This window comes from Mesorhizobium prunaredense (assembly GCF_900156895.1).
Taxonomy (GTDB): Bacteria; Pseudomonadota; Alphaproteobacteria; order Rhizobiales; family Rhizobiaceae; genus Mesorhizobium; species Mesorhizobium prunaredense.
The window spans coordinates 1-13,022 of the sequence record NZ_FTPD01000078.1 but is presented as its reverse complement, the minus strand read 5'-3'; the positions used below and the strand labels follow the sequence as shown (position 1 = coordinate 13,022).

General features: G+C 60.6%; 9 protein-coding genes, 1 tRNA gene and 2 pseudogenes. 5 read left to right on the top strand and 7 right to left on the bottom strand.

The window, feature by feature from the left end; all coding sequences use genetic code 11:
- Positions 1-76 precede the first annotated feature (76 nt).
- Both BQ8794_RS32065 and BQ8794_RS32060 read left to right on the top strand, forming a co-directional pair.
- Positions 77-1,408 carry a glycosyltransferase family 4 protein gene (locus BQ8794_RS32065; protein ID WP_077383850.1) on the top strand — a complete coding sequence of 444 codons (1,332 nt, stop codon included), beginning with the start codon at positions 77-79 and terminating at the stop codon, positions 1,406-1,408.
- Positions 1,405-2,160, top strand: coding sequence for an HAD-IIB family hydrolase (locus BQ8794_RS32060; RefSeq protein WP_077383604.1), 756 nt, complete (start codon positions 1,405-1,407; stop codon positions 2,158-2,160). Before BQ8794_RS32065 ends, BQ8794_RS32060 begins: the two co-directional genes overlap by 4 nt.
- Before the next feature lie 59 nt (positions 2,161-2,219).
- Here the strand turns inward: BQ8794_RS32060 and BQ8794_RS32055 are convergent, their stop codons facing one another.
- Complete coding sequence (locus BQ8794_RS32055; protein WP_077383602.1) at positions 2,220-3,932, bottom strand: GH32 C-terminal domain-containing protein; 1,713 nt, start codon at positions 3,930-3,932, stop codon at positions 2,220-2,222.
- A 356-nt stretch (positions 3,933-4,288) separates the two neighbouring features.
- Entirely contained in the window at positions 4,289-5,308 is a 1,020-nt protein-coding gene (locus BQ8794_RS32050; protein ID WP_077383600.1) for a phosphatase PAP2 family protein, read from the bottom strand.
- Between the two features lie 115 nt (positions 5,309-5,423).
- Here BQ8794_RS32050 and BQ8794_RS37530 point away from each other — a divergent pair.
- A pseudogene (locus BQ8794_RS37530) lies at positions 5,424-5,516 on the top strand (cupin domain-containing protein); the annotation flags it as partial.
- A 152-nt stretch (positions 5,517-5,668) separates the two neighbouring features.
- Positions 5,669-6,607 carry a dihydrodipicolinate synthase family protein gene (locus BQ8794_RS32040; RefSeq protein WP_077383596.1) on the top strand — a complete coding sequence of 313 codons (939 nt, stop codon included), beginning with the start codon at positions 5,669-5,671 and terminating at the stop codon, positions 6,605-6,607.
- 281 nt (positions 6,608-6,888) lie between these two features.
- Here BQ8794_RS32040 and BQ8794_RS32035 read toward each other — a convergent pair.
- Positions 6,889-6,973, bottom strand: a tRNA-Leu gene (locus BQ8794_RS32035).
- A gap of 304 nt (positions 6,974-7,277) precedes the next feature.
- Here BQ8794_RS32035 and lipB point away from each other — a divergent pair.
- Complete coding sequence (gene lipB / locus BQ8794_RS32030; RefSeq protein WP_077383594.1) at positions 7,278-8,021, top strand: lipoyl(octanoyl) transferase LipB; 744 nt, start codon at positions 7,278-7,280, stop codon at positions 8,019-8,021.
- 115 nt (positions 8,022-8,136) lie between these two features.
- Here the strand turns inward: lipB and BQ8794_RS32025 are convergent.
- The 4 genes and pseudogenes from BQ8794_RS32025 to proS all read right to left on the bottom strand — a co-directional run bounded on the left by BQ8794_RS32025 (position 8,137) and on the right by proS (position 12,450).
- A pseudogene (locus BQ8794_RS32025) lies at positions 8,137-8,552 on the bottom strand (endonuclease domain-containing protein).
- Between the two features lie 606 nt (positions 8,553-9,158).
- Positions 9,159-9,842: an ABC transporter ATP-binding protein gene (locus BQ8794_RS32020; RefSeq protein ID WP_174654574.1), complete on the bottom strand. Its 684-nt coding sequence runs from the start codon at positions 9,840-9,842 to the stop codon at positions 9,159-9,161.
- On the bottom strand, positions 9,839-11,125 hold the full coding sequence (locus BQ8794_RS32015) for a lipoprotein-releasing ABC transporter permease subunit (protein WP_077383592.1): 1,287 nt from the start codon (positions 11,123-11,125) through the stop codon (positions 9,839-9,841). Before BQ8794_RS32015 ends, BQ8794_RS32020 begins: the two co-directional genes overlap by 4 nt.
- Positions 11,122-12,450, bottom strand: a complete 1,329-nt coding sequence (gene proS, locus BQ8794_RS32010; protein ID WP_077383846.1) for a proline--tRNA ligase — start codon at positions 12,448-12,450, stop codon at positions 11,122-11,124. Before proS ends, BQ8794_RS32015 begins: the two co-directional genes overlap by 4 nt.
- Between the last annotated feature and the right edge of the window lie 572 nt (positions 12,451-13,022).

Below are 13,022 nucleotides of genomic sequence, written 5' to 3'. Positions count from 1 at the left end.
TGGCGGCTGGAAACCTTATATAATCGAACTTGTGCATGCTGCGGCGTGCGCAGATCAATCGAAGAGAAGGATACAGATGCCGGACTCGGATGCGGCGATACCTCGAATTGCACTTATATCAACCCACGGCTACGTAGCAGCCAACCCACCACTCGGCGCGGCCGATACCGGCGGACAGGTGGTCTACGTCCTGGAACTTGCCAAAAAGCTGGCCCAGCTGGGCTATGCCGTCGATATCTGGACGCGACGATTTGAAGACCAGCCGCCTATCGATGAAGTGGCCGACGGGGTTCGCGTCCTGCGTGTCGCCTGTGGCGGACCCGATTTTATTCCGAAGGAATATCTCCACCGCCATCTTCTCGAGTGGTGTGAAAACGCGCTGCGCCTGATTCGCCGGGAAAACCTCTCCTACGACTTCATCAACAGTCACTACTGGGATGCGGGCGTGGCGGGGCAGCGACTGTCGGAAGCGCTCAATATCCCGCACATCCATACGCCGCATTCGCTTGGCATCTGGAAGCAGCGCCAGATGAAGACGGACTACCCTGACAAGGCCGATACATTCGAGGCCGAGTTCAATTTCACCGAGCGCATCAAGCACGAGACGATCATCTATCGAAGCTGCGCCATGGTGATCGCAACAACGCCGCCGCAGGTCGACATGCTGGTCGAGGACTACAGTCTCGAGCGCGACCGCGTGCACATGATCCCACCCGGTTATGACGACAACCGGTTCTTCCCGGTCAGCGAGGCGTCTCGCCGGTTGATCCGCCATCGGCTCGGCTTCGAAGGGCGAACGGTCCTCGCGCTCGGCCGGCTCGCCACCAACAAAGGCTATGACCTGCTGATCGATGCGTTTTCCGTGGTGGCGCCGCGTGTGCCGGATGCGGTCCTGAGGCTTGCTGTCGGCGGCGAGAACATGGACGAGCAGGAACAGAAGATCCTGAACCAGCTCAAGCAACAGGTCGAACAGTTAGGCTTGCAGGATCGTGTCGTCTTCTCAGGCTATGTTGCCGATGAGGACCTGGCCGACACCTATCGGGCGGCGGACATGTTCGTCCTCTCGAGCCGCTACGAGCCGTTCGGCATGACCGCGATCGAGGCAATGGCCTGCGGAACGCCGACCGTTGTTACGATCCATGGCGGCCTCTATCGCGGGATCAGCTATGGCCGGCACGCGCTTTTTGGCGATCCGTTCGACAAGGAAGATCTCGGCATCACCATCGTCAAGCCGATGAAGCACCAGCGCCTCTACGGCCGCCTGGGCCGCATGGGCGCGCACAAGGCGCGCAGCCTGTTCACCTGGACAGGCATCGCGCAGCAGCTGGTCAGCCTTGTCGAAGGCCGTCCGGTGCTGAAGGCGGTCGACGATCATGACTGGGACGAGCCGTGGAACGACGGCGATTGAAACCGATCTCGCTTTTGTCGAGTGATCTCGACGGGACCCTGGCGGGCGATGCGCCGGCGACGTCACGCTTTCGGTTGAAATGGGAAGCGCTCGATCCCGAGCACCGACCGGTTCTCGTCTACAACAGCGGTCGCCTGGCCGACGATATCTTGAACTTCGTCGACGAAGTCGGCCTGCCAGCGCCGGACTACGTGATCGGCGGTGTCGGCACGATGCTCGCCGGTCCGCGGCACACCTCGCGCCTCGGGCATTTTACCCAAAGATTTTCGGAAGGCTGGTCGCTTGAAAAGATCGATGCGGTGCTCGGGTCGCTCAAAGACACCGTCCGCCAACCCGACGGCTATCAACACGCCTTCAAATCGAGCTGGTACCTGCTCGACGCAAGTCCGGAAGCCCTTGCCAGCATCGAGCATGCTCTGGCCGAGGCCGGGCTGTCGGTGACGATGATCTATTCGAGCGGACGCGATCTCGACATCCTGCCGCGCTCAGCAGACAAGGGCCAGGCGCTGGCCTGGCTCTGCAATGAACTCGGCATCGGCCTGGATGAGGTGGTCGTCGCCGGCGATACCAACAACGATCGCAGCATGTTCGAGCTGCCGGGGGCGCGCGGGATTGTCGTCGCCAATGCCCTTCCCGAACTGCTTGACATGGCGCGGGACAACCCGCTGATCTACAGCGCGAAAACGCCGTTTGCCCTTGGCGTCGTCGACGGCCTCGTTCATTGGTCGGTGTTTGCGGACGCCAAATCCTGAACTGGAAATACATCCTGAAACTGGAAATCCAATCCTGAACTGGAAACAGGATTTCCTTCTCAAGGTTTGAGGGCCCATACCGTCGCGTGTAGAACGGCGCCCGTTTCGGCGATGAGACGTGCCGATTGCACCGGCTCAAACCCGCTGATCCGTTTGGTGCCAGCCCAACGACCGCGATCCGCAAAAACCTCGATCGATCCGTAGTCGAGGAATATCCGCAGCCGTTTCGGACGGGCTCCCTTGGCAATATAGTGAGGGGATGCCGCTGCGTCGTCTCCATGACAAATGGCAAGTCCCTCGTCGTCGACGACAACCTCGAGCCGGACAGTTGGATGTTGCAGCTTCAAGTGGAAATGGGCACCCGGCTTTTCGAGCTCGAACAGGATTTCGACGGCGCCGTTGATAAAGCTTACCTGCTCTCCGGCTGCGAGGCGTGTCCGGTCCAGAATATGGCTCCGCAGGCTCTCGGCAGCGCCGATGGGCGGGGTATGCAACTCGCCTGCAGATAGATGGATATTGCGAGGCAACGTCATGGCTGTGGGGAAATCGATCGCCGGCCCGGTGTCGGCCCAGTTGGCAAGCCAGCCTATGCCGACAATGGCATCACCGTCGACGAAGGCCTGGAAGGCGTAATTATCCGTCCCGAAGTCCAGTTCCTGTTCGAATTCCTTGGCAAAGGTCCGACCATCGAACCAGCCGACAATGGCCATTGTCAGGTTCTTGCGCCGGGTCGACTGGTCCTCACTGTTCATCAGCCCGAGGATCAGAACCCAGCGCGTCGCAGGATCGGTCGCGGGCCCGTCGAGCGGCAGCAGGCAGGGACATTCGATCGCCGTCGTCCGATAGTGTTTCTCGACCAGAAGCTTGCCGATATACGTCCAGCCGGTGGCGGCCGTATGGTCACGGGTTTCGTAGAGCAGGACAACGCCGCCTTCATCGCTCTGGCTGCCCAGCAGCATTTTCCAAAGGCCATCCGGTCCCTTGAATACGTATGGGTCCCGAAAATCCGCTGTCAATCCCTGGTCAAGCGGGCGGTATGGCAGAATGACGTACGCATCTCCCGCCATGATGAGGTCGCTGGAAGTGGCCGTGAGTTGGATCTGCTGTTCCGGGATACGGTCCTGTACCTGCTCGGTGAAAAAGACGCGAATGCCCGGACCATCGGCGAGCGGGATGGCCGAGCCGGAATAGGCGCCGCCCCGTTTGTCGGGCCTGGCGGTGAGATCTTCCGACGGAAACAGGAAGATAGGCATGTGACGCCACCGCAAATAATCCGAAGATACGGCGTGCCCCCAATGCATCGTGTTCCACCGAAGCCCATGCGAATAATGCTGATAGAACAGATGTGGGCGGCCGCCAAACCGGCCAAATCCGTTCGGATCGTTCATCCAGCCGAACGGCGGACGAAAATGATAGCTGTCAGGGATGTTCGGCGGGGCATTTCCCGGATTGGTGTGGAGAACTGTAATGCCTGTCTCCAGCACGTCGGCCAGTGCGAACCAGTAGGCAACCGATACCGAGGTTCGATCCGTGTCGTAATCCAGTTCGACACTGCCACCGCCGAAGACGTGGAAAATTCTGAACTCATGCTCTTCGGCGTTCGTGACGCTCACCTCGCCGAACTTGCCCCGGACATTGGAAAACGACAGCGAGCCCGGAACGTCCGCCTTGGTCGCCTTGAGCCAGAGATGGAAGGTAGCGTTGACTGGCAGCTCGGCATGCAGGCTTCGAATGGTGTTCCCGGCCGCAATCCTTACCTGGCTGTCACTCATAAATATGGCTCCGTTGCGTGCGGCTTTCCCGGACAGATCGAGTATCAACCCGGGTTCTCGACCTGGTGTTGCAGAAGGTTAAGGCTGGATTTTGACTTTGGCAAAGTCATTCCCCGGGTCGACGCCCTTGACGTCAATCGCCGCACGGATCGCCGCCTGCAGCTGCTGAACTCGCGGCGGAAGAAGGTTGACGGCTCGGAGAGCATGATTGCATTGGCCGACAGCGCAAGACTTCTCTTTTTCGCGAGTTTCGACTCTTTTCCGCGGGTTTCGACCTCGCGGATTTTTCCTCCCTTATGCAGAGGGCGACGCCCAGTTAACCAGCGCTGTTGCCCGTGGCTGACATTGCCAGGCACCTAACCTTCTATGGCTTGGCGTATCGCAAACTGTGTCTTGATCTGCGCTGGCTGGCGTCCGGTCGCCCACCAGATCACCGACACCACGATAATGGAGACGTAGCCGTCAACTGCGTAGTGCCATCCGGTATATACCGAACCGTACATTATCAGCGCTGCGAACATCCAACCGAGAACACCGAGCCAGAGATTGAGGGATGAAAGCAGATAGGCATTCAGTGTGGCAAAGGCGACGTGCATGCTTGGCATGGCCGAGATGCCACCGCCAAGGTCTGGCCGGCCGCTCTGGTAAGCCGTCAGGAGATATGCAGCGGGCTCCCGCACCATGTGGCTATAGTCGAGACCGTCCATGGCGGCGTTGAGTCCGTTGAAGCGGTCCTCGCCAACAAACTGGTGGTAGTAGATCGGCCCGACCGATGCCAGCGCCAAGGCCAGGACAGTGCCGAGGATGGATAACGACAGCGCGGCTGCCCAGAGGTAGCGCACGCGGCCAATCTTGTCCGACCAGAGAGACACGAATAGCATGCTGCCGAACCACTGGAAAAACCAAATGACCTCATAGCTGTTGAAGACGACGATCGACCAAGTGTTGCTGTCGAGCTTGTGGGTGAGTTCCCACGGCGCTATCCCGTGCAACCATTCATCCAGATCGGCTAACCAGTTGTCCGCATAGAATGGAACGACGGACGGGATGGCCATCTTGTAGGTAGAGAACGCGGTCAAGCTGGCGAAGAAGAACAGCAGCACCAGCAAACAGCCACGCCAGCGTGCTCGGACCAAATCTACGGCGTAGCGAGTTGGTTTTCCTCGTCCATAAATAAGCGCAGCGGAACAAACACCAGCAACAAACAAGATCGGAATACCGGTGGCGAACTTCTGCGCATAAACCAGCGTTAGGTGGAAGAAAGACTGTGGGCTTATTGCAGACGCGCACACCACGTAGATTGCTAAAAAGAACGCAAGGCGCAATGACCATTTTGTCGATGGACTGTAGTCCCCCGCCTCTGCAATTAAGAGCATACTAATTTACCAAGGTTCAAATGCCGACATCGGTAGCATTATGAATGTGATAGCGAAGCAAGCTTACCATGCGGTTACTTCAATGCCTGGCTAAGTTGGCTCCGTTCCGCACTGGCACGACAACGAGCAGATCCTTGTCATGGCATCGGGCATGTGTAAGCTCACCATTGACGGCAAGATTTTCGACGCACATCCGGGCGACGTTCTTTCTTTCCCGCCGGCCCCCGCCATTGCCCGATCGGCACGGGACCCGGAAGGCTGCATCCATTACAAAATCTTCGCGCCCGACCGTCCGGCTGCCGGGTTGGATCGGACCATCGGTCCTGCGCTACGACTGAAAGCTGAATTTAGGAGGATTTCATGGCCATCGGCCCTGACACCAAAGGTGTCTACACCATTGCCCCGACGCCGTTCGAGGCGGACGGCAAGATCGACTGGGCATCACTTGATTCGATGGTCGATTTCTACGAGCGCTGCGGCGTCGATGGGATGACAATCCTCGGCATCATGGGTGAGGCCCCGAAGCTCGACGCCGGCGAATCGCTCGAGATCGTCAAACGTATCGTGGCGCGCACCAGGCTGCCGGTCATCGTCGGCGTCTCTGCCCCAGGCTTCGCCGCCATGCGCAGCCTTGCGCGCGCCTCGATGGAGGTTGGCGCGCAGGGCGTGATGATTGCGCCGCCGCCGGCGCTGCGCACCGACGACCAGATCGTCACCTATTTCCGCAACGCATCCGAAGCGGTTGGCGAGGATGTTCCTTTCGTCCTGCAGGATTATCCACTGACCCTCTCGGTAGTCATGACGCCGGCCGTCATCCGCCGCATTGTCACCGACAACCCGGCCTGCATCATGCTCAAGCACGAGGACTGGCCGGGCCTGGAGAAGATCAGCGCGCTGCGCGGCTTTCAGAAGGACGGCTTGCTGCGGCCGCTGTCCATCCTCACCGGTAATGGCGGCCTCTTCCTCGACTTCGAGATGGGGCGCGGCGCCGATGGCGCGATGACCGGCTACGCCTTCCCCGATATGCTGGTCGAAATGGTGAAACTGTCTGCCGCCGGCGAGCGCGACAAGGCGCACGATCTTTTCGACGCCCACCTGCCCTATCTGCGCTATGAGCAGCAACCCGGTGTGGGACTTGCGGTACGCAAATATGTGATGATGAAGCGCGGTGCCATCGCGTCCGACGCCCAGCGCAAGCCGGGCAGTGCGTTGTCGGCGGCGGCCAGACAAGAGGTCGACTATTTGCTTATGCGGCTGGAAAGTCGCGTCCGCGATCAAGCCTCAAGACAACGCAACTAGCGGGTAATCTGTCGCGCAATCACATCAATATATAGCCGCGGAGCGCATGCGTGAAAAAGCGCATCTTTTTGCCGAGGGTTCCCGATGGTCCGCATCGCGGCACAATTCGGTCTATGAAGCAGCTGGCATATGATGGCGGGTCAAACCACGCGGTTAGTGCGCGGCATCCGCACCCAACCAGCAGCGGGTTCGTGCAGGTTTCAGCTTGCACAAACAGTCCTTGAAAGAACTGCAGTAAAACACAAAATCGCACAATAAAATAACGGCTTATTGGATAGAGCTGGTGCGGTCGAGAAGACTCGAACTTCCACGGGTTGCCCCACAGCGACCTCAACGCTGCGCGTCTACCAATTCCGCCACGACCGCACGTGGTAGGAGCCGGAACGAACCGGCTCGCGGCGTGTAGCAAATCGTTTCCGGCGAAACAAGGGCGCGTCGCGCAATAATTGCCCGGGCTTCGGCATAACCCTCCAAAGAGCTGAAACGCGCTCGCAACTGGACGTTTCAGCCGATTGCCGCCATATGTGAGGCGAATGCATGTCGCCCAAAAACATGCCCTCGGGCTTGAACCGAGGGTGCGCAGCGGTTTTGGGGCAGCATGCCTAAAACAGAAATCTAAGGCGTGCCCACGGTTCCTTTCAAACGCGGCGCGCTTTAGACGAGACATGCCATGACAGAACGCAGCCAGATCGCCACGTCGTTCCTGCCCCTGCCCGGTTCGGCGCCGGTCGAATGGCGGATCGAACCCGGCCTCACCGCCTATCCGGATGCGCTTGCCGTGATGGAGGCGCGTGCCGAAGCGATCCGAGGCGGCGCCGCCGGCGAGATGGTCTGGCTGGTCGAGCACCCGCCGCTCTACACCGCCGGCACCAGCGCCCGCATCGAGGACCTGATCGAGCCCGACCGCTTTCCGGTGTTCGCCGCGGGACGCGGCGGCGAATACACCTATCATGGGCCAGGCCAGCGGGTCGCTTATGTGATGCTCGACCTGAAGCGGCGGCGCGAGGATGTCCGCGCCTTCGTCGCGGCACTTGAACAATGGATCATCGGCACGCTCGCCGCCTTCAACGTGCGCGGCGAACGGCGCGAGAACCGCGTCGGCGTCTGGGTGGTGCGGCCGGATCGCCCCGCCCTGCCCGACGGATCGCTCGCCGAGGACAAGATCGCCGCCATCGGCATCAGGCTGAGGCGCTGGGTGAGCTTTCACGGCATCGCCATCAATGTCGAGCCGGATCTCAGCCACTTCAGCGGCATCGTGCCGTGCGGCGTGCAGGACCACGGCGTCACCAGCCTCGTCGACCTCGGCCTTCCCCTGGGAATGGCCGATCTCGATCTCGCGCTGAAATCCGCCTTCGAGGATGTCTTCGGACCCGCCGCAGCTCTGCTTGCCGAAACGGCCCGCAAGGCCGGCTGAAGCATTGCCCAACGCCTGTGCCAGCTCAGAGTCAGGGCGAATCTGGCTCAACGCTGACGCCCCCTCTCCCCGTTCTTCACGGGGAGAGGGTAAGGGTGAGGGGCGGCGCGAACGATCAAGGATATGTCTCTCCATAGCCTTTGGCGGCAACAAATCGAAGATCATGCGTTTCGATACGGCGTTCGAGGCGTCCTTCGATCGCAGCCAATATTGTTTCAAGAACTTCTTCGCAGTCCTTCAGTACGTCGACGTTCCAAAAGCGCAGCATGGACCAGCCATTCGAGACGATGAAGCGATCCCGGATTCGATCATGATTGCTGCCGACATGCTGACTCGCGTCAACTTCGACGACAAGCTGGCACTCCCTGCAGGCGAAGTCGGCGAAATAGGAGCCTATCGGAAACTGCCGCACGAATTTATGGCCGTTCAGCCTGCGGTCACGCAGTTCCATCCAGAGCGCGTTTTCGGCATCATTGTCCGATTGACGCAGCGTCTCGCTCGGCTCGTCGTCTCGATTTCTGGTCCACGCATGCGCTGCCCCTCACCCCTACCCTCTCCCCGTGAAAAACGGGGGGCGTCGAGCCACATCTTCAGCCTCACATCGCTCCGATCCAGATCGCCATGGAAATGAGAAACGTGCTCATGCACACCAGTGACACGACATCCTGAACAAGACCGGTCATAACGCTCTCCTGTTTTCAGTATGTTCCTATTTTGTTCTAATTTTGTTCGGATGTCAACGGCCGCAGTCAGTGCGTGTCGCGAAATTCGGGCGCTCAGTTCGGCAGGGTTAAGGAAAGGTTGAGAACGGATTTCGCTGTTTCCGCGCTGGCTGCGCGCGGGAAAACGCGGCCGCTGGTGATCAGCCCGTTAGGTGTGTCGAGATTCAGGTCAGGCCGCGCCGGAGTCGAAGACGGGCGCGAAGCGACCAGACTGGGTGGCTTCCGAGAACCGGAGCGGAGCGTACTTAAGTACGTGAGTACCGCATGACCCCGAAATCGAGATCGATTTCGGAAAGGTCATGCGCGAAATCAAAGTTCTACAGCGTCCTTTGCGCGCCCAAGAGGGCGCGCGGCGCTGTAGGGAAGCGCAGGAAACCGCCGTTCGCAGGCCGGCATCACCTGAATATCGATACACCTAAAGCGGAACAACCTTGCCGTCGGCGAGCGTGACGCGACGGTCCATGCGCGAGGCAAGCTCGTGATTGTGGGTGGCGATCAGCGCCGCCAGGCCCGATTGCCGGACCAGCGCCCCCAGTGCCTCGAACACATAGGAGGCCGTGACCGGGTCGAGGTTGCCGGTCGGCTCGTCGGCCAGCAGCACCAGCGGCGCATTGGCAACGGCGCGCGCGATGGCGACGCGCTGTTGCTCGCCGCCGGACAGTTCGGACGGCCGGTGCTGCGCGCGTTTGCCGATCTGCATGTAGTCGAGCAGTTGCGCCGACCGCTCGGCAGCCTCCTTGCGCGTCAGCCCTTTTATCAGTTGCGGCATCATGATGTTTTCCAGCGCCGTGAACTCCGGCAGCAGGTGATGGAACTGATAGACGAAGCCGACATCGTTGCGGCGGATCGCCGTGCGCTCGTCGTCGGAAAGCCGCCCGCAGGCGCGGCCGGCCAGAATGACATCGCCGGCGTCCGGCCGCTCCAGCAGTCCGGCGGTGTGCAACAGCGTCGATTTGCCGGTGCCCGAAGGCGCCACCAGCGCCACGATCTCACCGCGCTTCAAGGAAAAATCGGCGCCGTTGAGGATGGTCAGCTTGCGCGGCCCCTGGACATAATGCCGCTCGACGCTCTTCAGCTCGATAATGGCCTCGGCCATCATTCGTACCTCAGCGCTTCGACCGGATCGAGCCTGGCCGCGCGCCATGCCGGAAACAGCGTCGCCAGGAACGACAGCACCAGCGCCATCAGCACCACCGAGATCGTCTCGCTGGCGTCCATGCGGGCAGGCAACTGGCTCAGGAAATAGAGCTCGGGATTGAACAGCCTTTCGCCGGCCAGCCAGGAGAAGAACTGGCGAATGCGCTCGACGTTCAGGCAGATAATGACGCCGAGGAGGACGCCGGCAAGGGTGCCCACCACGCCGATCGCCGCCCCCGTCATCAGGAATATGCGCAGGATCGCGCCGCGCGTCGCGCCCATGGTGCGCAGGATGGCGATATCGTGGCCCTTGTCCTTCACCAGCATGATCAGCCCCGAAATGATGTTGAGCGCCGCGACCAGCACGATCAGCGTCAGGATCATGAACATGACGTTGCGCTCCACTTGCAGCGCATCGAAGAATGTCCGGTTGCGTTCTCGCCAGTCGACCATGGTGATCGGCCGCTGCGACGCCTCCTCGACCTTCGGCTTCAGCGCATCGACATTGTCGGGATTGTCGACATAGATCTCGATCGCCTGGGCCCGGCCATCCATGTTGAAATAGAGCTGCGCTTCCGAGAACGGCATGTAGACGATGGAGCTGTCATATTCCGACATGCCGACCTCGAAGATCGCCGTGACCGGATAGCCTTTCATGCGCGGTGTCGTGCCGAGCGGCGTCACATCGCCGTCGGGGGCGATAAGCGTGATGGTGTCGCCGAGCACAAGACCGAGATTGTCGGCCATGCGGCTGCCGATGGCGACGCCCTCGCCTGTGTCGAAGCCGGCGATCGAGCCCTGCTTGATATTGTTGGCGACGATTGAAATCTTGCCCAGATCCTCGCCGCGTATGCCGCGCACCAGCGCCCCCGACCCACCGCCGACATTGCCTTGCGCCAGCACCTGCCCGTCGATCAGCGGAATGGCGTATTGGACGCCGGGCACGCCGTTGATGCGGCCGGCGACCTGCGCATAGTCCTCCAGCGGCATGTCGAGCGGCTGCACGATCAGATGGCCGTTGACGCCGAGGATGCGCGTCAGGAGTTCGGCGCGAAAGCCGTTCATGACAGCCATCACCACGATCAGCGTGGCGACGCCCAGCATGATGCCGAGGAAGGAGATCGACGCGATGACGGAGATCACCGTCTCCTTGCGGCGCGAGCGCAGATAGCGCCACGCGACCATGCGTTCGAAGACGGAAAACGGTCCGGCGGCCATGGGTTTAGCTGCTGCCGCTCCACTCATCCGGCAAAACCGAAGCGTTTCTTCACGTCCTCGACCGGCAGCGTCTCACGCTCGCCGTTCCTGCGGTTCTTGATCTCGACCTCGCCGGCGGCCACGCCGCGTGGCCCGACGATCACCTGCCACGGCAGTCCGATCAGGTCGGCTGTGGCGAACTTGCCGCCCGGCCGCTGATCGGTGTCGTCGTACAGCACGTCCTTGCCGACGGCGACAAACGCCGCATAGAGTTCATCGCAGACGCGGTCGCAGTCGGCGTCGCCGGCTTTCATATTGATCAGGCCGATGTCGAAAGGCGCCACCGCCTCCGGCCAGATGATGCCGTTGTCGTCGTGGCTGGCCTCGATGATCGCCGCGACCAGCCGCGACGGGCCGATGCCGTAGGAACCTCCGGAGACAAAATGGTCCTTGCCGTCCGGCCCGGTCACCTTGGCGCCCATCGGCTTCGAATATTTGTCGCCGAAATGGAAGATGTGGCCGACCTCGATGCCGCGGGCCGAGACCCGGTCGCTTGTCGCGACCTTCTCCCACGCCGCCTCGTCGTGCATCTCGTCGGTCGCCGCATAGGGCGTCGTCCATTTCTTGACGATGTCGCCGATCTCGGCATCGTTGGAGAAGTCCGTGTCCGCCCCCGGCACATCAAGTGCGAGATAGTCGCGATGGCAATAGACCTGGCTCTCGCCGGTGTCGGCCAGGATGATGAATTCGTGGCTGAGGTCGCCGCCGATCGGCCCGGTGTCGGCACGCATCGGGATTGCCTGCAGCCCCATGCGCGTGAACGTCCTGAGATAGGACACGAACATCCTGTTATAGGCCGCCCTGGCGCCTTCGAAATCGAGATCGAAGGAATAGGCGTCCTTCATCAGGAACTCTCTGCTGCGCATGACGCCGAAGCGCGGCCGCACCTCGTCGCGGAATTTCCACTGGATGTGATAGAGATTGAGCGGCAGATCCTTATAGGACTTCACATAGGCGCGGAAAATCTCGGTGACCACCTCCTCGTTGGTCGGCCCATAGAGCATGTCCCGATCCTGCCGGTCCTTGATGCGCAGCATCTCCTTGCCATAGTCGTCATAGCGGCCGCTTTCGCGCCACAGCTCGGCCGACTGGATGGTCGGCATCAGGATCTCGAGCGCGCCTGCCCGGTCCTGCTCCTCGCGAACGATCCGGCAGACCTTATCCAGCACCCTCTTGCCGAGCGGCAGCCAGGAAAAACTGCCTTGCCCCTGCTGGCGGATCATGCCGGCGCGCAGCATCAGCCGGTGCGAGACGATTTCGGCCTCGCGCGGATTTTCTTTAAGGATAGGCAGGAAATAGCGCGACAAACGCATGGACTGGTCCGTGAGAGAGAGGATTGCCGCACCGGAATCGGCGCAGCGCAGGCTTGCTTGCCCCGGCTTCATAGCCATTTCATGACGGAATGGAAACCCGCCCCCCAAGCCAACTGGCAGCCAACTGGGCGCCCACTGGGGCGTCGCAAAGGCGCCGCAGTGCCGCGTTCGCCTTGCTGGTCGTTTCGCAAGCAACGCCTGCCATTCTATTGTGCAGTGCAGCACGAGATTGCTCATTTCCGGGCAAAATTCTGCGTGACATTTTCACCCGGCTTGGTCTAATGTGCGCCGATAAACGAGAGGGCGGAAAGAAATCTGCTCTCCTGCGCGGTCAAAGTCTTGGGAGGATGCGATCTAGGCGCGGTTACCCGCTGCCGCCGAATACCGGAAACAGATCGGACGCGTTTAAATTGCAAGGCCTCGCGCCTTGCATTTTTTTTGTGCAATCATTTGGTTAGCACGACAAATTGCTAAGTCACTTACGCAACGTCAGCCTAAAGCGCCAATTCCGGACGGAAAACCGCTACGCACTTTTCCTGGAATTGCTCTGGCTAGTGTCCGTCCATAAACGG

What these genes read in the sequence shown, in the direction of transcription:
- BQ8794_RS32040 (WP_077383596.1), top strand. Translation starts at nt 5,669, where the DNA reads ATGGCCATCGGCCCTGACACCAAAGGTGTCTACACCATTGCCCCGACG.
- BQ8794_RS32065 (WP_077383850.1), top strand. Translation starts at nt 77, where the DNA reads ATGCCGGACTCGGATGCGGCGATACCTCGAATTGCACTTATATCAACC.
- proS (WP_077383846.1), bottom strand. Translation starts at nt 12,450, where the DNA reads ATGCGTTTGTCGCGCTATTTCCTGCCTATCCTTAAAGAAAATCCGCGC.
- BQ8794_RS32055 (WP_077383602.1), bottom strand. Translation starts at nt 3,932, where the DNA reads ATGAGTGACAGCCAGGTAAGGATTGCGGCCGGGAACACCATTCGAAGC.
- BQ8794_RS32015 (WP_077383592.1), bottom strand. Translation starts at nt 11,125, where the DNA reads ATGAGTGGAGCGGCAGCAGCTAAACCCATGGCCGCCGGACCGTTTTCC.
- BQ8794_RS32050 (WP_077383600.1), bottom strand. Translation starts at nt 5,308, where the DNA reads ATGCTCTTAATTGCAGAGGCGGGGGACTACAGTCCATCGACAAAATGG.
- lipB (WP_077383594.1), top strand. Translation starts at nt 7,278, where the DNA reads ATGACAGAACGCAGCCAGATCGCCACGTCGTTCCTGCCCCTGCCCGGT.
- BQ8794_RS32020 (WP_174654574.1), bottom strand. Translation starts at nt 9,842, where the DNA reads ATGATGGCCGAGGCCATTATCGAGCTGAAGAGCGTCGAGCGGCATTAT.